The sequence below is a fragment of the Alcanivorax xiamenensis genome (genome assembly GCF_009846745.1).
Taxonomy (GTDB): Bacteria; Pseudomonadota; Gammaproteobacteria; order Pseudomonadales; family Alcanivoracaceae; genus Alloalcanivorax; species Alloalcanivorax xiamenensis.
Window position 1 is genome coordinate 133,646 of record NZ_AQPF01000003.1, and the last position, 19,793, is coordinate 153,438.

The following is a 19,793-nucleotide window of genomic DNA, read 5'->3' on the forward strand; positions in this document are numbered from 1 at the left end:
GAATCATTGGCCGTGCCGTTATATCAATTCGCCCAGTATTCGCTGCCAAGGCAGCTTCCCACAAAGCGTTATGGAACCAACCGCTTAGGGAAGCCAGCTTGCTGGCGAATACGGATGGGCAGAGAGCCTCATTAACCAATCTGCACATGGTCCTCGACGTAGCGCAATTTCGGTGTTTGTGGCCGTGCCAACGAGAACGCCAGAGCCAGTGGCCCAATGCGGCCCATGAACATCAGCAGCATAAGCACACACTGCGACGGCCAGGACAGTTCCCCGGTAATCCCCCGGGACAGCCCCACCGTGGAGAACGCCGAAAACGCCTCGAACAACACGTCCATCACTGGCAGCGCCGGCTCCAGCACCACCATCAGGAATCCGCTCAGCACCACCGCCAGCAAACTCAGCATGACCACGGTCTGGGCCCGAAACACCGACTCCACGGCAATGGCGCGCCGGAACACCGTGGGCCGTTGACGCCCATGCAAGAACGCCCGCGTGGCCAACAGCATCACCATGAAGGTGCTGACCTTGATACCGGAAGCGGTGGAGTTGCTGCCGCCGCCGATGAACATCAGGAACATGATCAGCAATACCGTGGGCGCCATCAGACTGCCCATGTCCACGGTATTGAAACCGGCGGTGCGGGGGGTCACCGCGGTGAACCAGGCGGCCCAGAGCCGGCCGGATTCCGGCAGTTCTCCAAAAGTGCGGGCGTTGTTCCATTCGAAACCGATTACCAGAAACCAGGCACCGAGGCACAGCACCAGGGTACCGGCCAGAGTCAGTTTGCTGTGCAGGGAGAGCGTGCGCCATTGCCGCTTGCGCCACAGATCCAGTAACACGGTGAACCCCAGACCACCGATGATGAACAGCGCGGTGATCACCAGGTTGACCATGGGATTGGCGGCCCACCGTGACAGGCTGTCAGGCAGTAAGGCGAAACCGGCGTTGTTGAACGCGGAGACGCTGTGAAAAATGCTGAACCACAAGCCCCGCGCCACCCCCAGCTCCGGAATCCAGACCACGCTCAGCAATCCCGCGCCAATGGCCTCCATGATCAGCGCCAGCAACGCGGTATGCCTGACCAGCACCAGCATGTCCGCCGGCGACGTCTGGTCGGTGGCCTCGCGCACCAGGCGCTGCCCGCGCAGTCCCAACCGGCCGCCCAGCGCCATCAGCGTCAACGCGGCAAAGGTCATCAGGCCGAGGCCGCCCAATTGCATCAGGCCCAGCACCACCGATTGCCCGAACGGACTGAGATGCGAGCCGGTATCCACCACCACCAGACCGGTGACGGTGACCGCCGAGCAGGCGGTGAACAGAGCCTGGAAAAACGTCAACGGTGGCGTGCCGGAGACCGGCAGCCACAACAGGACGGTGCCGATCGCGATCAGCAACAGGAAACTGCCGGCCAGAATCGCCGGCGGACTGTAACGCCAGGGATGACGCAGGGACAGGACCGACTCGGTGCGGGCGCGCAGGCCGGGAAACCAGGTTCTCATAAACTCTCGGAGAATCGACGCAAGGCCGGTTCTTCACCCAGCAGTACCAGGTGATCGTTACGCTTGAGCCGTTGATGCGGACTCGGTTGCAAATCCACGTTCTGACCATGCTTGATGGCCAGCAGGCGCACACCGATCTCCTCGATCTTGAGGTCCGATAGCGGGCGGTCTTCCAGCACCTCGCCGGGACGGATCTCGATGACGAAGTAGTTATCGCCCAGGCTGATGTAATCGAGCATATTGGGATGCGCCATGGTCTGGGCGGCGCGCAACCCCATTTCGTATTCGGGATGCAGAACACGGTCGGCACCGAGCTTTTCGACGATGCGGTGGTGGACCGGCGTAATCGCCTTGACCCACACTTCCTTCGCCTCCAGGGATTTCACCGCCATGGTGCAAAGGATGCTGGCTTCGATGTTCTCGCCGATGGCCACCAACACGGCATCGAAACTTTCCAGGTCCAGTTCACGCAGGGCGTCCTCGTCGGTGGCGTCAGCGATCACCGTCTGGGTCAGTTTGTCGACCAGGCGATTGGCCTGGGCTTCCCGATTATCGACTCCCAGGACCTGATGCCCCAGACGCATCAGTTCCAGCGCCACCGCCTCGCCAAAGCTGCCCAATCCGAGCACGGCGAATTGCTTTTTCATAACGGCTCCCTTGTCGGACCGGACGCCGGAGCGCCGACGCCGGACGGCTCATTACAATTGTTCCAACGCTTCCGCCAGAGTGCTCACGGCGATCAGTTCCACCCCTTCCGGCAGGTTGCGCGGCTGATTGGATTTGGGGATCACGGCGCGGCGGAACCCATGTTTGACCGCTTCGTACAACCGCTCCTGGCCCTGCGGCACCGGGCGTATCTCGCCGGACAAGCCGATCTCGCCAAAGACCACCAGATCCCGCCCCAAAGGCCGGTCACGGAAGCTGGAAACAATGGACAGCACCAAGGCCAGATCGGCGGACGTTTCTCCGATTTTGACGCCGCCCACCACATTGGCGAACACGTCCTGGTCACCGACCTGGATACCGCCGTGGCGGTGCAGCACCGCCAGCAGCATGGCCAGCCGGTTGGCCTCCAGACCAACACAAACGCGACGGGGATTGCCGAAGTGACTGGCGTCCACCAGCGCCTGCAATTCCACCAATAATGGCCGGGTGCCTTCCCACACCACCGTGACCAGAGAGCCGGGGGCGATCTCCTCCGCGCGGTTGAGGAAAATCGCCGACGGATTCTTCACTTCCTTGAGCCCCTCGCCAGTCATGGCGAACACGCCCAGCTCATTGACCGCGCCGAAACGGTTCTTCAGGCCACGCAAGGTACGGAAACGGGAATCGGAAGAGCCCTCCAGCATCAGCGAGCAGTCGATCATGTGCTCCAGCACTTTCGGGCCAGCCAGGGTGCCGTCCTTGGTGACGTGCCCCACCAGCAGCAGCACGGTGCCGGTTTGCTTGGCGAAGCGGGTCAGCGCCGCCGCGCACTCGCGCACCTGAGCCACGGAACCCGGCGCCGATTGCAGGCCGGCCAGATACATGACCTGAATGGAATCCACCACCAGCAGGCGCGGCTGCTCCTTGCGCGCCAGCTCGATGATGCGCTCCACATCGGTTTCCGCCGCCAGACGCAGTTTGTCCTTGGGCAGCTTCAAACGATCGGCGCGCATGGCCACCTGGGACAGCGACTCCTCGCCGGTGACATAAAGACAGGAATGAGCGTGGGCGAGCCGGCACAGCGTCTGCAACAACAAGGTGGACTTGCCGGCACCGGGATGTCCGCCGATCAGGATGGCGGAACCGGGCACCAGCCCCCCGCCGAGCACCCGATCCAGCTCGCCCATGCCGGCGCTGATGCGCGGGGTTTCCTCGAGGACGATCTCATCCAGGTTGCGCACTTCCGCCAGTTGCCCGCTAAAGCCACCACGGCCGGCGGAGCCACCGGCACGGGACGGGGCGCTGTCCACCACGAATTCCTGCAGGGTATTCCACTGACCACAGGCCGGGCACTGGCCCTGCCACTTGGGGAAATCCCCACCGCATTCGGTGCAGACAAAAGCGGTTTTCTTCTTCGCCAAAAGAGGCTCCTTTTCTTACCGGGCCAGGCGCCGGACGCTTAACCCGGTGCGGAAACCGTCGCGGTGCTTCCTGCCGCCGGAGGGAAGACACTGACGGGAGGCAGGTAACACCACCCCATGCGGGTTAAGGGCTCCGCGCCTGGCGTCCGGCGTCCACCACCCGCTCCGGCCGGCTGGTGACCTGACAGAATAACTCGTAGCTGATGGTACCGCAGGCGGCGGCCACGTCATCCACGGAAACAGTGTCACCCCATAGCTCCACTTCATCGCCGACGCGAGCCTCGAGGCCATCCAGTCTCACCGTGATCATGTCCATGGAGACCCGGCCGACCAGCTCGGTGCGCCGGCCGTTGACCGCCACCGGCGTGCCATTGGGAGCGTGGCGCGGGTAGCCGTCGCCGTAGCCCACCGCCACCACGCCGATGGTGCCGTTTTCCGGCGCGGTCCAGGTGGCGCCGTAGCCCACGGTCTGGCCAGCGTAAATGGGATTCACGGCGATCAGGCGGGCACTGAAACGCTGGGTCGGGCGCAGCCCCAATTCGCCGGCGGAGCGCCACGGGAACGGCGACGACCCGTACAGCATGATGCCGGGCCGGACCCGCTGCTGGCGCGCCGCCGGATAACGGATCAGAGCGGCGGAGTTGGCGGCGGTGACCGGCAATCCCAGCTCCCCGGACAGTGCCAGCACCGCCGCCAGTTGCTGTTCACTGAACGGATCGTCCTGCTGATCGGCGCAGGCAAAGTGGCTCATCAGGCCGAGCAGCCGCACACCAGGGATGGCCCGCAGTATCGCCGCCTGTTCCCGTGCCTGCTCCGGCACCATGCCCAGCCGATTCATGCCGGTATTGATTTTCAACCATACGCCCAGGGGCGCCGGCCGCTTGCGCAGCAGCGCCACCTGCCAGGGCGCATGCACCACCACTTCCACGTCCAGGCGGGAGGCTTCCTCGATCTCCTCCTGGTCGAAGAACCCTTCCGCCACCAGGACCGGCTCACGGACGCCGTGCTCACGCACTGCCCGGGCCTCGTCCAGCAACGCCACGCCCAGGCCATCCACCTGCCCGGCCAGGGCATCGGCGGCCAACGTCAGGCCATGGCCGTAGCCGTTGGCCTTGATCATGGCAAACACCTGGGCGCCGTTCGCCAGGGTCCGGGCCACGCCAGCGTTATGGGCCAGAGCCGCTGGCCGTATCTGTAACCGGGTACCGCGCATGGTGCTCTCTCCCGCCCCGGTTATTCGTTGTCCTGGTATTGCTGGTAGTACTCCGGCGCCAGATCGTCGAAGCGGGTGAATTCGCCGCGGAACGCCAGCCGCACGGTACCGATGGGCCCGTTCCGGTGCTTGCCGATGATGATCTCGGCGATGCCCTTCTCCGGCGTGTCCTTGTTGTAGACCTCGTCACGATAGAGGAACACGATCAAATCCGCGTCCTGCTCGATCGCCCCGGATTCCCGCAGGTCGGACATCACCGGCCTTTTGTTGGGGCGCTGTTCCAGGGAGCGGTTCAACTGCGACAGGGCGATCACCGGGCAATTCATTTCCTTGGCCAGTCCCTTGAGGTTCCGGGAGATTTCCGAGATTTCGTTGACCCGGTTGTCGGCGCCGGGGACCTGCATCAGCTGCAGATAGTCGACCATGATCAGGCCGATCTCTCCGCCACATTCCCGCGCCACCCGGCGGGCTCTGGCGCGCATTTCCAGCGGGCTGAGCGCGGCGGTATCGTCGATGAAGAATTTCTGCTCGCTGAGCATCTGGATCGCCGAGGTGATGCGCGGCCAGTCATCCTGCTCCAGGCGACCGGAGCGGATCGCGCCCTGGTTGATGCGCCCCAGGGAGGACAGCATCCGCATCACGATGGCGTCGGCGGGCATCTCCATGGAGAACACCAGCACCGGCTTGCCGGCTTTGATCGCCACGTTCTCGCACAGGTTCATGGCAAAGGTGGTCTTACCCATGGAGGGCCGCCCCGCCACCACCACCATGTCCGACGGTTGCAGCCCGGCGGTCATCTTGTCCATTTCCTCGAAACCGGTGGTAACCCCGGTCAGGGAATTCTTGGTGCGGTACAGCTCGTCGATACGGTCCACCGCTTTCTTCAACACCGACTTGATATTCTGCGGACCGGAACCCTTCTTCTGCTGTTCCGCGATCTCGAAAATCGACGACTCGGCGGTATCCAGAATTTCCAGGGAAGGCTTGCCCTTGGGATTGAACGCCAGATCCGACACCTTGTGCGACACCTGGATCAACTGCCGCAAAATACTGCGCTCGCGAACGATCTCCGCATAGGCGTTGATATTGGCGGTACTCGGCGTGTTGCGGGCCAGCTCCGAGAGATAGGTGGCTCCGCCCACGTCGTCCAATTCGCCGCGGTGCGTCAGAGCCTGGGAAACGGTCACCAGGTCACTGGGCTTTTCTTCCTCCACCAACTGACCGATAACCTGGAAGATCAGCCGGTGCTCTTTACGATAGAAGTCCTTCTCGCCGACCCGTTCGGCGACATCATCCCAGGCTTCATTGTTGAGCAGCAGTCCCCCCAATACCGCCTGTTCCGCTTCCACGGAATGGGGCGGAATACGCAGGCTGTCGGGAAGATGGTCGTCCAACGCAAGAGACTCGTTCATGGTGGGTCCGTCAGATGGTATGCAAAAAGGCCAGGAGGCGATCATAACAAAAAATCGCCAGGAACGATTAGTGCCCCACCATCCGCGGGCACGCAACACGCCTGCACGCCTGCACGCCTGCACGCCAAAGCCAAGGCCCGCTTGCCGGCCTTGGGGACACGAATTCAAAGCAACTCCGTCATGCCGGACTTGATCCAGCATCTCCTTCCACGAAGCCATGCGCCCTGTAGAGGGAGATCCTGGGCCACACAACGGTGCTTAGAGCACCGTTTGGACGCCCCACAGGGCGCCCCGAAGGGGGAGTTCGATGGTCTTAAGCCAGGGAACTCTCTACCCCGGGATGCCCGAGTGTTTTCAAAGCGTGTTGGCGTGCCAGCGTGGTGCGTGGTGCGTGTTAGCGGCCCGTTCCACCACAAAAAAGGCACCGCCCGATGGTCGGACAGTGCCTTGATTGTGTCACCGCGCCCCGGGGAGGGGCAAACCGGTGCGGGATAGCGGCCGTGATTACTCGGCCGGTACCACCGCCAGCTTGATGGTCACGGTCACATCGGCGTGCAACGCCAGGTCGATTTCGTACTCACCGGTTTGACGCAGCGCGCCGTGCGGGAGTTTCACTTCGGCCTTGGACATTTCCACACCGGTTTGCTCGGTGATGGCGTCGGCGATGTCGCGGGTGCCGACGGAGCCAAACAGCTTTCCTTCGTCACCGGACTTGGCGCCGATGGTCACGGACGCTTCGGCCAGCTTGTCGGCACGCTCCTGGGCAGCCGCCAGTTGCTCGGAGGCTTGTTTTTCCAGTTCCGCGCGACGGGCTTCCACTTCGGCCAGGTTGTCCTTGGTCGCCGGCAGGGCTTTGCCTTGCGGGATCAGGAAGTTACGGCCATAGCCGGGGCGAACGTCCACCACGGAGCCCAGATCACCCAGGTTCTTGATGGTTTCCAGCAGGATCACTTGCATGACGGTCCCCTCGGCTTAATTGTCGTGGCTGTCGGAGTACGGCAGCAGCGCCAGGAAGCGGGCCTGCTTGACCGCGGAGGCCAGCTGGCGCTGATAACGTGCTTTGGTGCCGGTGATACGGCTGGGCACGATCTTGCCGGTTTCGGTGATGTAGGCTTTCAGGGTGTCGAGATCCTTGAAATCAATGTACTCAACACCTTCCGCGGTGAAGCGGCAGAATTTGCGACGGCGATAAAAACGGGCCATGGTTTTCTCCTCGATTCCTAGTCCAGGGGCTCCAGTGTTTCCACGATCAACTGCAAACGGTCCCGGGCTTCGCCCTTGTAGCCCGCGCGGCTGAGAAAGCCGCCGACTCTGACCCGTTGTCCTTCTTTCAGGTGTTTCGCCAGGGCGGTCTTGCCGCCGGCGAGTACCAACCCGATGCGGGCCTGGACTTCACGGGGATGGCCGTCTTCAAGCTGCCGGGACCGGTGCTCCAGCCAGAGACGCTGGCGGGGCACGCCACCCGGCGTTACGGCCACCTTTTCAAGGGTGACGATGATGCCGGTGAGCTCGCAGTGATTACGCTCGGAAATCAGCTGGCGGCCTCCTCCTTCTCGTTGGATTTCGCCAGCGGGGACGGCTCGGTGATGGCCTTTTCGCGACGAATCACGAGGTGACGGATTACGGCATCGTTGAACCGGAAGGTGTTTTCCAGCTCGGCGAGGGTTTCGCCGTCACATTCGATGTTCAGCATCACGTAGTGTGCTTTGTGGATCTTGTTGATCGGGTAAGCCAGTTGACGGCGGCCCCAGTCTTCAAGACGGTGGATCGTGCCTTTGCCATCGGTAACGATCGCGCTGTAACGCTCGATCATGGCGGGCACTTGCTCGCTCTGGTCCGGGTGAACCAGGAACACGATTTCGTAGTGACGCATTGTCGGCTCCTTACGGATTGGGCAGCTTCCCGAATATCGGTGAAGCAAGGAGGTCCGCCCGCCACCGGGCCGGCGACAGGCGAAGGGCGGGGATTCTAGCTCAGAAGGCGCGCGGGCTCAAGGCCAAAAGCCTTGGGGTCCATGGGCCACTGGTGTCCCGTAATTCGCTAGCACGCTGGCACGCCAACCCCAAAACCCTTGGAAACGTCATGCCGGACTTGATCCGGCATCTCCTTCCACGAAGCCATGCGCCCCAAAGCGGGAGTTCAATGGTCTTAAACCATGGCACTCTCTACCCCGGGATGCCCGAGTGTTTTCAAAGCGTGTTGGCGTGCCGGCGTGGTGCGTGTATGCGAGCCGCCCCAAATCAGCCCCCATCCCGGGCGCGGATATGAAACAGCATCACTCCGGTGGCCACCGACACGTTCAGACTCTGCACGTCACCGGCCATGGGGATCGACACCAGGTCATCGCAACGCTCCAGGGTCAAACGTCGCAGCCCCTCACCTTCGGCGCCCATGACCACCGCCAGGCCCGGATCGGGCCGATAGTCGAACAACGACACACTGCGCTGATCCAGGGCCGCTCCGGCCACGCGGATGCCCCGTTCCCGCAGCGCCGCCAGCAACTGGGCCAGATTGCCCACCTCGAAGTAACGCAGTGACTCGGCGGCGCCAGCGGCACTGCGGCAGGCCACCGGCGTCAGCCCGGCGGCGTGGCGGCGAGGCACAATCACGGCATCGACACCAGCGGCGTCGCCGCTGCGCAGGCAGGCCCCCAGGTTATGAGGGTCCGTGACGCCTTCCAGGATCAGCAGCAACGGCGGCCGCCCGAGACCATCCAGCAAGGTCGCCAATTCGGCTTCCCCGCCCGGCACGCGCGGCCGGGCCCGGGCCACCACACCCTGATTCTGCGGCCCCGCCAGTTTCTCCAGCGATTCCCGGCGCGCCGACTGCACCGCGATGCCCTGCGCCAGCGCCTGTTGCATCAACGCCTCCAGGCGGGCCTCGCCACGTTCGGCCCGGCGGTCCAGGACAAACAGCTCCAGGACCGCTTCCGGCCGATGCCGCAGCAGCGACTCCACCGCGTGGATACCGGAGTACATCACCGGCTTGTCCATGGCACCTTTACGGGACCCCGATTTACCCCGGGGCGGGCCGGAGGGACGCTTGCTCATCCGCGGCGACGCCCCCGGCGAGCGGATTTGGACTTGGGCTTACGCTTGCCGTCCTTGGGAATCTCGCCCTTGGCCAGTTTTTCACGAGTGCCGCCGCCCCTGGCGGCCGGCTCGGCGGCCTGTTTCGATGACTGGGCGGCCTTCTTGCCCTTGCCGGAACGGCCCTTCTTGCCCGGCCGGGCGGAACTGGAACTGATCAGTTCCAGGTCGATCTTGCGCTCCTCGGTGTGCACTCCGGCCACCTTCACGCAGACCGCGTCCCCCAGACCATAACGGCGCCCGGAGGATTCCCCCACCAGCACCATGTTGACGTCATCGAAGCGGTAGTAATCACTGTCCAGGTTGGCCACGTGCACCAGACCGTCAATATGCAGATCGTTGATCTGGACAAACAGCCCGAACGCCGCCACGCCGCTGATCACCCCGTCGAATTCCTGCCCCAGATGCTCCTCCATATACTGGCACTTGAGCCACTGCACCACGTCACGGGTGGCATCATCGGCACGCCGCTCGGTCATCGAGCAGTGCTCGCCCATGGTCACCATGTCCGCCGGACTGTAAGGCAGGATGCGTTCGCGCGGAATCGCCGGCAGTTCGCCGGGATTGTCCACATGAGGGCTCTCGGCACCGGAGCGGATCAGATAACGGATGGCCCGGTGCACCAGCAGATCCGGGTAACGGCGGATCGGCGAGGTGAAGTGGGTGTAGGCGTTGTAGGCCAGACCAAAGTGCCCTTTGTTGCCGGCCTCGTATTTGGCCTGGCTCATGGAGCGCAACATCATGGTCTGAATCACCTGCCGGTCCGGCCGGTCGGCGATATCCTCGCCCAGCGCCTGGAACACGCTCGGCAGAATCGCCCCCTCGGACCAGGCCAGACTCAGCCCGAGTCCGCCGAGGAACTGCTGCAGGTTGCTCAGGCGCTCTTCCTTGGGCGGCTCGTGATTACGATAGAGGGTTGCCACCTCGGATTTCTCCAGCAGGCGGGCGGCACAGATATTGGCCGCCAACATCGCCTCCTCGATCATGATGTGCGCCACATTGCGCACCACCGGCACGATGGCGCGGATCTTCTGGTTCTCATCGTAGAGAATCCGGCTCTCGTCACTGTCGAAGTCGATGGCGCCCCGCAACTCCCGGCGGCTGCGCAGGGCCTGGAACATCTCATGGAAGGACCAGATCATGTCGATGGACTCGTCGTCCAGCGACGCCACCGTTTGCTGCGCCAGTTGGGATTCCGGCTCCTCGATCATCGCCCCGACCTTGGTATAGGTCAGTCGGTGACGGGAGCGCATCACCCCTTCACGGAACACGAAACGCGACACCCGGCCGTTGGCGGAGACCAGCATGTCACAGTAGAGACACAACCGGTCCACATGGGGGTTGAGTGAGCACAGTCCGTTGGACAGCGCTTCCGGCAGCATCGGCACCACCCGGTTGGGGAAGTACACCGAGTTGCCGCGCTTGTGGGCTTCGTTGTCCAGCGGGCTGTTGGGATGCACATAGTGGCTGACGTCGGCGATGGCGACGATCAGACGCCAGCCGCCGCGGCGGCGGCGGGCCACGTAAACGGCATCGTCGAAATCGCGGGCGTCCTCGCCATCGATGGTCACCAACGGCAGGTCGCGCAGATCCACCCGGTGGGCCTTCGCTTCATGGGGCACGTTCACACCGAAGCGGGAGGCGGCCTCCTCCACGCCTTCCGGCCACTGGTGAGGGATCTCAAAACGGCGCAGCGCCACTTCCACTTCCATTCCCGGTTGATCCGGGGTGGCGATGATCTCCTCCAGGCGCACCAGCACATGGTGGTCACGCGAGGGGTACTGGGTGATGACCCCGCGCACATGATCGCCCGGGCTCGGCTTGAGACCGTTATGGTCCTCCACCAGAACTTCCTTGGCGATACGCCGGTTCTCCGGCTCGATGAAACTGACTCCCGCCTCGCGGCGGAATCGGCCGACCACCTCGGTCACCGCCCGCTCGGCGATCTCGACGATGCGCGCCTCGCGCTTGCCAAAGCGGTTGAATCCGGCCTCGTTCACCAGCACCCGGTCGCCGTCCATGACCTTTTCCATCTGGCGCGGCGCCAGGAACAGATCGGACAGACCGCGGTCATCGGGGATCAGGAAACCGAAACCGTCGCGATGGCCCTGCACGGTGCCCGCGACCAGATTCATGCGGGAGACGATCCCCAGTTTACCGTTGCGGTTTTCCACCAGTTGGCCGTCACGGAGCATGGCCTTGAGGCGGCGCTCCAGACCGACCAGGCCGTCTTCACCCACCGCCAGCAGTTCCGCCAGTTGCCGCTGATCCAGCGGCTTGCCCTGGTCATTCAACACTTCAAGGATCAACTCTCGGCTGGGAACCGGATTCTCGTATTTCGCCGCTTCCCGATCCGCGTGGGGATCCGTGTAGCGTTTTTTTGATGACATTCAATACCCTCAAAAACAAATGTATGGGTTGGCCGGCGCCTGATGCGCCTCAATTTGGCTCGTGGGAAAAGCGTGACAAGCCGGTCTCCCTGGCAAGGCGTTGTGAACTCCGGAGATGAAACCGGTATGAAGAAAATGGGACGACTTTTTTGCAGAAACCGTTTGACATCGGGCCATCATATACTAGAATGCACGCGCTTTCGCGATGAACGGCCTGATTTTTTCAGCCTTTCACGCCAAGCCGAGGTGGTGAAATTGGTAGACACGCTAGCTTCAGGTGCTAGTGGGGGCAACCCCGTGGAGGTTCAAGTCCTCTCCTCGGCACCAATCCTGAAAAGGCTCCCAAACGGGAGCCTTTTTTCGTTATGGCGAGGCTCGGACTCCCGGCCCACGCGAAGACTCACAGCGGGCGATATCCCGCTGTGGCGTGGGCGCGCAAAGCCATGCTTTCCGCCCTCTCCTCGGCACCAATTTGAAAAAGGCTCCCAAACGGGAGCCTTTTTTCGTTACGGCACGACTCCAACTCCCGGCCCACGCAAAGACTCGCCGCGGGCGGTATCCCCACCTTGTTCTCCGTGTCCTGGCCGTGTCCTGGCATGCGCTTTCTCGCTACCGGAGATACCTTGTCAATAAAGTCCAAGCCGGATTGGCGGCATTGATCATTACCACCTCGTCATGATAATGATACCCATTATCAAAAAGGATCATTATGGCGATCACGATTATTACCCCCGGCCGCCCCCCATTGCCCGGCCACCAATCCGGCGTACAGTACGTGGACCCGAACATGACACTGACCTCCGGCACGCTGCGCACTTCGCGGCAGCGCTGGGAGGAAGAAACGTTGCCACGGGGAGTAAAACTGGTGCTGGTGCAAAGCGGCCGGTTGCGTTGCCGAATTCCCGGTCAGTCGGAACAGGTAATGGAAGGCCCCAGCCTTTGCATCATTGCCAATGACGGTGATTTCAGTTCCACGCAGCTGTATGGCACTCGGGAGCCGTTGCGTTACACCATAGTCCAGTTGGGACGGGAAGCTCTGGACCAGGATCAGGGGTTCTTACCCGCGCACCTCCATTGGCGCCCCGGCAGTGACCCCCGCATGGCGGTGATCCCGGCACCACGGACTCTGCGGGCCCTGGCCCTGCAGATCGCTACCTGCCAGGACAACATGCCGGCCCGGGATTTGTACCTGGGCGCAAAAACCATGGAACTGGCGGCCCTCAGCGCGCGCCTGCTTTCATCCCCTCAAGACACCGGCCGCCGGCTCGGCAACAGCGATACCGAGCGGCTTCACAGGGCCCGCGAGTTGCTCACCGAAGATCTGCAAACGCCGCCGTCACTGCACGGGCTGGCGGCGCAGGCCGGCATGAGCACACGCAAGCTCACCGCGGGGTTCCGCAGCCTGTTCGGCACTTCCGTGTTCGGCTATCTGCAGGAATACCGTTTGCAGGAGGCGCGCCGGCTGCTTTGCGAGGAGGCCCTGCCGGTGTCCACCGTGGCCCATCGGGTCGGTTACAGCCCTGCTCATTTCTCCACCGTCTTTCGCAAGCGCTTCGGTATTTCCCCTGGCGATCTGCGCTAACAGTCCCGCCGGCGAAAGAAAACGTCCCGCCAACGAAAACACCCTCCCTCGCCACAATCGATAATGGTTCCCATTACCGGGCTATCCGGCCAACCCGCGTTTTTCTCATCTGTAGCTTGGGGACACAACACCATGGCGAAACCGTACCATCCGGCCCACCCGCGACGGCGACCTTACTTGCTTTGCACCAGTCTGACATCGGTACTGATGCTGCCCACCGCCCTCCATGCCGACACGTCCGGGCCACATCAACTGGAAACCGTGGACGTCGCTGGCGATACCACTTCGCGGGATCTTGGCACCGGCGTCACCACCTTATCGAAATTTCCCTTGTCGCCGCGTGAAATACCGCAATCCGCCAGCGTCATCGAACGGCAGCGAATAGAGCAGCAGAACCTTTACAGCCTGGACGAAGTTCTGGAACAGGCCACCGGCATCACCGTGCAACCTTTTCAGAACCTGACCACCCAATATTATGCCCGCGGCTTTCAGGTTGATGGGTTCGAACTGGACGGCGTTCCGGTTGCCATAGGCGGCCAGGCTTCCTCTCCTCAGGACATGTCCATCTATCAGCGGGTGGAAATTCTGCGCGGCGCCAATGGTCTGCTGCACGGCGCCGGCAATCCGGCCGCCACCTTAAACCTGGTGCGCAAGAAGCCCACCCGTAAAGGACAAGCCAATATCTTGCTCAGCACTGGCCGCTGGGACCGCCATCGCGGCGAGCTGGATCTCAGTGGTCCATTAAACGAGGCTGGCACACTGCGCGGGCGCCTGGTCACCGCCCGTGAAGAACGGGATTTTTTTTACGATGTCGCCGACCAGAATACCAATGTCTTCCATGGCGTGCTGGAAGCGGACCTGGGCGCGCGCACCGTGCTGACCACCGGTGTCCAATACCAAACCATTGATTCCACCACCAACATGGCCGGCGTGCCCTTCGCCCGGGACGGTTCCGACCTGAAGCTGTCACGCTCTCGCTACTTCGACGTGGACTGGGATCAATTCGACTGGACCACACGCAGGTTTTTTGCCGCCGTCGAGCATCGCCTCGCCGGAGACTGGATCGCCAAGCTTAATGGTGAATACGAGGATACCCAGTCAAAACTCAAATACGCCGGCGTCTACGGCTACGCCATCGACCCGGAAACCGGAGACGGCGCCATGCTGTCACCCGGCGCCTACAAGTTCGACACCCAATCCCACAGCGCCGATATCAGTCTCCAGGGGCCGTTCCATTGGCTCGGGCGGCAACATGAGGCGGTGCTCGGTTTAAGCTACGCCCGTATCGATCACGCCATGCACCAGGGACAGTTTGATATCGATGTCAGCGGCCCGGTGAATATCCATGACTGGGATCCACGCAGCATCCCGGAACCAACGGTGATCGCCTACACCTCCGCTGGCGACAACAAGACCCGACAAACCGGCGCCTACGCCATGGGACGTTTCCATGTCAGTGATAGCCTCACTTTGATTACCGGAGCCCGCACGTCCTGGTGGGACCAGCGCACCGCCACCGACCACTATAAACCGGACCGGCAACTTACACCTTACGGCGGCGTGATCTGGGATTTCCATCCACACTGGTCCGGATACGTCAGTTATGCGGATGTATTCAAACCTCAAACCCAGCGGACCTACAGCGGCGAAGTACTTGATCCAATGGACGGCGAAGCCTACGAGGCCGGCATCAAGGCGACCACGCCCGGCGAGGCCCTGACGGTATCCGCCGCGGTGTTCCGCATCGACCAGAGCGACCGGGCCCAGGAAGATCCGGAGCACCCCGGAGCCGGCAACGATACCTATTACATCCATGGCGGCGAAGTTCGCAGCGAAGGGGCCGAACTGGAAGTCAATGGCCGCCTTACCCGTCATTGGCAGTTGTACGCCGGCTATACCTATACCGACAGCGAATACAGGAAAGATGCCGACAATCAGGGGGAAGACTTTTCCTCAATCACCCCCCGCCACCTGTTCAAGCTGTGGTCCCACTACGATCTGCCCTGGCACGACCGCCGCCTGAGCGTTGGCGGCGGCATTCAGGCGCAAAGCGATATCAGCAAGACCTCGGGGGCAGTGACTCAACGCCAGGGAGGCTATGTCCTGGTCAACCTGCGTGCCGGCTATCGCCTTAATCGTCAGTGGCGAATCGCGCTTAACGTCAACAACGTGTTCGACCGGCACTACTACCAGGAGCTATTCAGCCCGGCCTGGAGCAACCGCTACGGAGAACCACGCAACGTCACCATCAGTCTGCGAGGACAGTTCCGATGAGCCAGCGCCCGCCACCGTGGCGGAGCGCCCAAACCGTTCCCGGAGGAAGCCATGTTTGAGTTGTTCCAGTATCGCTGGCGCATTCTGCCGCTGGTGTTTCTTTACTTATCGCAGGGCATTCCCATCGGCGTCGCCATGGACGCCCTGCCCACACTATTGCGTCATGATGGCGCCCCTCTGCCCGCTCTCGCGTTCCTGCCATTGGTGGGCCTGCCCTGGGTAGTGAAGTTCCTGTGGGCCCCGGTGGTGGACAACCACTGGTCCGACCTTCTAGGGCGGCGGCGCAGTTGGATCCTGCCGATGCAGACCATCGTCCTGGCCTGCCTGCTCGCACTTGCGATTCACGGCATTTCGCTGGCGACGGCGGGCAGCGCCGTGGCGCTTCTGGCGCTGGCCTCTCTGGCCAGCGCCACCCAGGACATCGCCACCGATGGCATGGCGGCGGAACAGTTCCAGGGCACTCTGCTTGCCAAGGTCAACGCCATCCAGGTTGGCGGCGTTATGGTCGGTTTCTTCGCCGGTGGCGCCGGCAGCCTGATACTGAGCGGCCATTTCGGACAAACCGCCGCCTTTATGGTCCTTTCTCTGATACCGCTATTGAGCCTGCTCAGCCTTCTGTTCGCTGGCGATACAACACCAGTACCCCCTCGCGCCGTCGACACCAGAGCCAGCTTGCCCAGGTTCCTGCGACGCCCCCTGGCGCCGTCGCTGCTGGCGTTAGCGCTGCTTTCGGCGATGACATCGGTTTCCGGTTTCGGTTTGTCCAAGCTGTATCTGACCGACGCCGGCTGGTCCCTGGAGGCCGTGGGCCGCCTGGGCATGGGCAGCGGCGTGATTACCGTATTGCTCGGCTGCGGCGGCGGGGCCTGGCTGGCCCGGTCTCTCGGGGCCTGGCGCGCTTTCGCCGTCGGTGTCGTGCTGGCCGCCGTTTCCGCCCTGCTCTGGCTGATCCAGGCCGCCAGCGAATCCCCGCCTTCCGTCACCGGCGCCTGGATCAGCGTGGCGTTCGGCGCCCTCGCCACCGGCATTACTTCGGTGTCCATTTTTACCGCCGCCATGGGCTTCGCCGGCACCGGACAACAGGCCGGCACCGATGTCACCGCGGTTCAAAGCACCCGGGACCTGGGGGAGCTGCTGTCCTCCTCTCTGCTGATCACGGTGACCGCCAGCATTGGTTACCGCGGTGGGTTCCTGGGCGGCATGCTGATCGCGCTGATCGCCCTGGCGCTGGTCTGGAAGTCAGGCAGGACGGCCACAAGCGCTGGCAACACGGACGTGCGACCAACATAAAATCGTCACGGCGTCTCTTTAGCATCGCTCACACCCAATAACCTGACAGGGAAGAGCACTATGAGACGCCTGACACGTCGTGATTTTATTCGTGCCTCGGCGCTGGGCATGGGCGCGGTGGTGGTATCCACCGGCCTGACCGGCTGTGGAGGGTCGTCCTCCAACAATAATAATGACGATGGTCGCCGGGTGGCGTTCCATCACGGTGTGGCCAGCGGTGACCCGCAGACCCAGGGCGTCATTCTGTGGACCCGGGTAACCCCGGAAGACGGTGACACCGCGCCGGTACCGGTGAGTTGGGAAGTGGCCAGTGACGCGGACTTCACCCAATTGGTGAATGAGGACAGCGCCGAAGTCCGGCAAGCCTACGACTATACCCTCAAGGTGGATGTACGGGGACTGGAGCCCGGCAAGACTTACTACTATCGCTTCCACGCCGCCGGTGTCACCTCTCCCGTGGGCGTAACCCGCACCCTGCCGGAGGGCAATGTGGATCAGGTCACCTTCGCGGTGCTGTCCTGCTCCAACTATCCAGCGGGCTTTTTCCATGTCTACGCCGAGGCCGCCAAGGAAGAACAGCTGGATGCGGTGCTGCACCTTGGCGACTATCTCTATGAATATGCCACCGACGGCTACGACGGCGACAACGCCGAGGAGATGGGCCGCGCCCTGCCGAATAACAACGACCTGGAAATGATCAAGCTGGAGGACTACCGCCGCCGCTATGCGCTCTATCGCACCGACGCGGATCTGCAGGCCCTCCATGCCAAGACGCCGTTCATCGCCGTCTGGGATGATCACGAAATCGCCAACGACGCCTGGATGGAAGGCGCCGAGAACCACGACAGCACCGAAGGCGATTATCTGATGCGCAAGCAGTACGCCCTGCAGGCCTACTTCGAGTGGATGCCGATCCGGCCGTTCGACGACAACGATCGGGAAATCATCTACCGCAGCTTCCACTACGGCGACCTGGTCAGCCTGCACATGCTCGACACTCGCATCATCGGCCGGGACCAGCAGCTCAGCTACACCGACTTCCTGACCGAAACCGGCATCGACGCCGAGGCCTTCACCGCCGCGGCCACCGATCCCGAGCGGCATCTGCTTGGCACCACCCAATTGAACTGGCTCAGCGGGGCACTGGCGACTTCCAGCGCCACCTGGCAGGTGCTGGGCCAGCAAGTGCTGATGGGGCGCATGCTGATGCCGGCGGAAATGCTACAGGGGCTGCTGGCTCCGGGCCCCGAGCTGGTCGCTCTTATTGGTGAACTGACCACCCTGAAAGGACGCTATCTGCAAGGCGATCCAACGCTGACCGAAGAGGAAGTCGCCCGTCTGACCACCGTCCTGCCCTACAACCTGGACGCCTGGGACGGCTACATGGCGGAGCGCGAGATCCTGCTGCGAACGGCGAAGGATCTGAGCAAGAACCTGGTGGTACTGGCCGGCGATACCCACAATGCCTGGGCCAGCCATCTCACCGTTGGCAGTGGCGAGGACAAGCAGAGCGTCGGCGTGGAACTGGCCACCGCCTCGGTGTCCTCGCCGGGCCTGGAGTCCTATCTGCAGTTACCGGCGGAGGCAGTTCCCCAGGCGGAGCAGGCCATCACTCTGCTGGTGGATGACCTGCAGTACCTCAACGCCAGCCAGCGCGGTTATCTGCGAGTCACCTTCACCGCCGAGAAAGCCCGGGCGGACTGGCGTTTTGTCTCCACGGTGAAAAGCAGCGACTATCAGGTGGACGAGGCACGCGGGCATTCGATGACGGTGCAGGCAGGGAGTCCGGCTCTGACCCAGGCGGACTGAAAACAGCGGGGGATGGTGAACTTGCATACGCCGCCGAAGTGGCCCAATATCCGGGCCGCACGCTGAACCGAGCGATAACGTGGTCCCTATGCAAAAGAATCAAGCCACCCCCGCCCCTCATGCCTCCCGGGGCCGCCGCCTGCCCGTATTGGCACTGGCCCTGTTTCTGGCCTTGCAGGCGCCGGCCTATCTGCCGGCAACCGCGCAGGCCGAGGTACACCCGGAAATCCAGAAGGCTAACGAACAGAGAGCCCGAGCCGAGCGACGTCAGAAATTTCTGCTACTGTTTCCCGCCGCCGCCCTCGGCATCACCATCGCGCTGATCATCATCAAACGCCGCTGAGACCGCCGATGGTCAATCAAGCAGATCCGAGTAATCCCGGTTCCTGTACCCCTCCAGGGCGGTCCAGGGCAGAGGGTTGGGGTCAGTGATTTCCTCTGCTTCGATGGTGCGGCCGGACAAACCGTGCTCGTCCCGGGCTCGGATCGATACCGCGTAACGCCGCTCGGGGTTCCACACCAGGGTAATATACTGAGAGCCGCGCTGGATCTGGTAGGTTTCGACACCATTCTCAGCCACCGAGGATGGTTCCAGAGCAGACAAGGTGGCCGGGTCCAACAGCGCCCAGGTCTCCACCCAGTGGCCGTCGTAGCCCACGTTGCCGTAATACGGTGGCGCGATATCAATGAGGCGCTGTTCGTAACGGTCCACCAGTTTGACGTCGACGTTACCGTCGCCGTCCCTCTGGATCCACAATGGCGCCCCCACCACATCCGCATGCTTGTGGCCCAGACCGCCGTGGTGATGATCGTCATGGTCCCGTTGCGCCGCTTCCGGGACCTCCCGTTCCACCCACAAGGCGTTTTCCTGGCGATACAGCTTTTCCGCGTAGGACAATTCCTGCCGCACGCCATCCTTGCCCACCTGCCACTGGTGATACTCCACGCGCAGCGCGGAGGCGGCGTCCGCCCAGGCGGTCACCGGCCAGGCCAGGGACACCATCGTCCCCAGCAGGCTCAGCCGGGCCAGACGCCCGATTCTTTCAACAACCATTGTTCCACTACCCATTAAGAATGGCCGGGAGCAATTTTTAACGTTGCTCCGCGACGGCCCAAAGAGTGACCGCCACGGACGGCGGCCATAAAAAAGGGTGGCCGAAGGGCCA

General features: G+C 62.7%; 17 protein-coding genes and 1 tRNA gene. 6 read left to right on the forward strand and 12 right to left on the reverse strand.

Annotation, left to right across the window (positions count from 1 at the left end; genetic code table 11):
* Nucleotides 1-131: 131 nt before the first annotated feature.
* The 11 genes from A6D6_RS03450 to rnr form a co-directional block, all read right to left on the reverse strand.
* Nucleotides 132-1,502: a TrkH family potassium uptake protein gene (locus A6D6_RS03450; RefSeq protein WP_159659948.1), complete on the reverse strand. Its 1,371-nt coding sequence runs from the start codon at nucleotides 1,500-1,502 to the stop codon at nucleotides 132-134.
* Nucleotides 1,499-2,149 (reverse strand): potassium channel family protein, encoded by a 651-nt coding sequence (locus tag A6D6_RS03455; RefSeq protein WP_133491757.1) that lies wholly within the window; start codon nucleotides 2,147-2,149, stop codon nucleotides 1,499-1,501. The genes A6D6_RS03450 and A6D6_RS03455 overlap by 4 nt, the downstream gene beginning before the upstream one ends.
* A gap of 51 nt (nucleotides 2,150-2,200) precedes the next feature.
* Entirely contained in the window at nucleotides 2,201-3,568 is a 1,368-nt protein-coding gene (gene radA, locus A6D6_RS03460) for a DNA repair protein RadA (protein ID WP_133491756.1), read from the reverse strand.
* A 124-nt stretch (nucleotides 3,569-3,692) separates the two neighbouring features.
* Nucleotides 3,693-4,781, reverse strand: a complete 1,089-nt coding sequence (gene alr, locus A6D6_RS03465; RefSeq protein ID WP_159659949.1) for an alanine racemase — start codon at nucleotides 4,779-4,781, stop codon at nucleotides 3,693-3,695.
* Between the two features lie 20 nt (nucleotides 4,782-4,801).
* Entirely contained in the window at nucleotides 4,802-6,193 is a 1,392-nt protein-coding gene (gene dnaB, locus A6D6_RS03470) for a replicative DNA helicase (protein WP_022993838.1), read from the reverse strand.
* 504 nt (nucleotides 6,194-6,697) lie between these two features.
* Nucleotides 6,698-7,150: a 50S ribosomal protein L9 gene (gene rplI / locus A6D6_RS03475; RefSeq protein ID WP_133491754.1), complete on the reverse strand. Its 453-nt coding sequence runs from the start codon at nucleotides 7,148-7,150 to the stop codon at nucleotides 6,698-6,700.
* 15 nt (nucleotides 7,151-7,165) lie between these two features.
* Nucleotides 7,166-7,396: a 30S ribosomal protein S18 gene (gene rpsR, locus A6D6_RS03480; protein WP_014993157.1), complete on the reverse strand. Its 231-nt coding sequence runs from the start codon at nucleotides 7,394-7,396 to the stop codon at nucleotides 7,166-7,168.
* Nucleotides 7,397-7,413: 17 nt separating this feature from the next.
* Entirely contained in the window at nucleotides 7,414-7,755 is a 342-nt protein-coding gene (gene priB / locus A6D6_RS03485) for a primosomal replication protein N (RefSeq protein ID WP_309599193.1), read from the reverse strand.
* Nucleotides 7,725-8,066: a 30S ribosomal protein S6 gene (rpsF, locus tag A6D6_RS03490; protein ID WP_022993840.1), complete on the reverse strand. Its 342-nt coding sequence runs from the start codon at nucleotides 8,064-8,066 to the stop codon at nucleotides 7,725-7,727. Before rpsF ends, priB begins: the two co-directional genes overlap by 31 nt.
* A gap of 367 nt (nucleotides 8,067-8,433) precedes the next feature.
* Entirely contained in the window at nucleotides 8,434-9,243 is an 810-nt protein-coding gene (gene rlmB / locus A6D6_RS03495) for a 23S rRNA (guanosine(2251)-2'-O)-methyltransferase RlmB (RefSeq protein WP_369412811.1), read from the reverse strand.
* Nucleotides 9,240-11,672, reverse strand: a complete 2,433-nt coding sequence (gene rnr / locus A6D6_RS03500; RefSeq protein ID WP_133491751.1) for a ribonuclease R — start codon at nucleotides 11,670-11,672, stop codon at nucleotides 9,240-9,242. Before rnr ends, rlmB begins: the two co-directional genes overlap by 4 nt.
* A 240-nt stretch (nucleotides 11,673-11,912) precedes the next feature.
* Here rnr and A6D6_RS03505 point away from each other — a divergent pair.
* The 6 genes from A6D6_RS03505 to A6D6_RS03530 all read left to right on the forward strand — a co-directional run bounded on the left by A6D6_RS03505 (nucleotide 11,913) and on the right by A6D6_RS03530 (nucleotide 18,970).
* Nucleotides 11,913-11,999: transfer RNA gene (locus tag A6D6_RS03505), tRNA-Leu, on the forward strand.
* A 382-nt stretch (nucleotides 12,000-12,381) separates the two neighbouring features.
* Nucleotides 12,382-13,254 carry a helix-turn-helix transcriptional regulator gene (locus A6D6_RS03510; RefSeq protein ID WP_159659950.1) on the forward strand — a complete coding sequence of 291 codons (873 nt, stop codon included), beginning with the start codon at nucleotides 12,382-12,384 and terminating at the stop codon, nucleotides 13,252-13,254.
* Nucleotides 13,255-13,386: 132 nt separating this feature from the next.
* Nucleotides 13,387-15,528 (forward strand): TonB-dependent siderophore receptor, encoded by a 2,142-nt coding sequence (locus tag A6D6_RS03515; RefSeq protein ID WP_201303693.1) that lies wholly within the window; start codon nucleotides 13,387-13,389, stop codon nucleotides 15,526-15,528.
* Between the two features lie 51 nt (nucleotides 15,529-15,579).
* Nucleotides 15,580-16,818, forward strand: a complete 1,239-nt coding sequence (locus A6D6_RS03520) for a RhtX/FptX family siderophore transporter (protein WP_159659951.1) — start codon at nucleotides 15,580-15,582, stop codon at nucleotides 16,816-16,818.
* 60 nt (nucleotides 16,819-16,878) lie between these two features.
* Nucleotides 16,879-18,627, forward strand: a complete 1,749-nt coding sequence (locus tag A6D6_RS03525) for an alkaline phosphatase D family protein (RefSeq protein WP_159659952.1) — start codon at nucleotides 16,879-16,881, stop codon at nucleotides 18,625-18,627.
* An 88-nt stretch (nucleotides 18,628-18,715) separates the two neighbouring features.
* A complete protein-coding gene (locus A6D6_RS03530; protein WP_133491749.1) occupies nucleotides 18,716-18,970 on the forward strand; it encodes a hypothetical protein in 255 nt (84 codons plus the stop codon).
* 12 nt (nucleotides 18,971-18,982) lie between these two features.
* Here the strand turns inward: A6D6_RS03530 and A6D6_RS03535 are convergent, their stop codons facing one another.
* Nucleotides 18,983-19,681: a hypothetical protein gene (locus A6D6_RS03535; protein ID WP_133491748.1), complete on the reverse strand. Its 699-nt coding sequence runs from the start codon at nucleotides 19,679-19,681 to the stop codon at nucleotides 18,983-18,985.
* Nucleotides 19,682-19,793 lie beyond the last annotated feature (112 nt).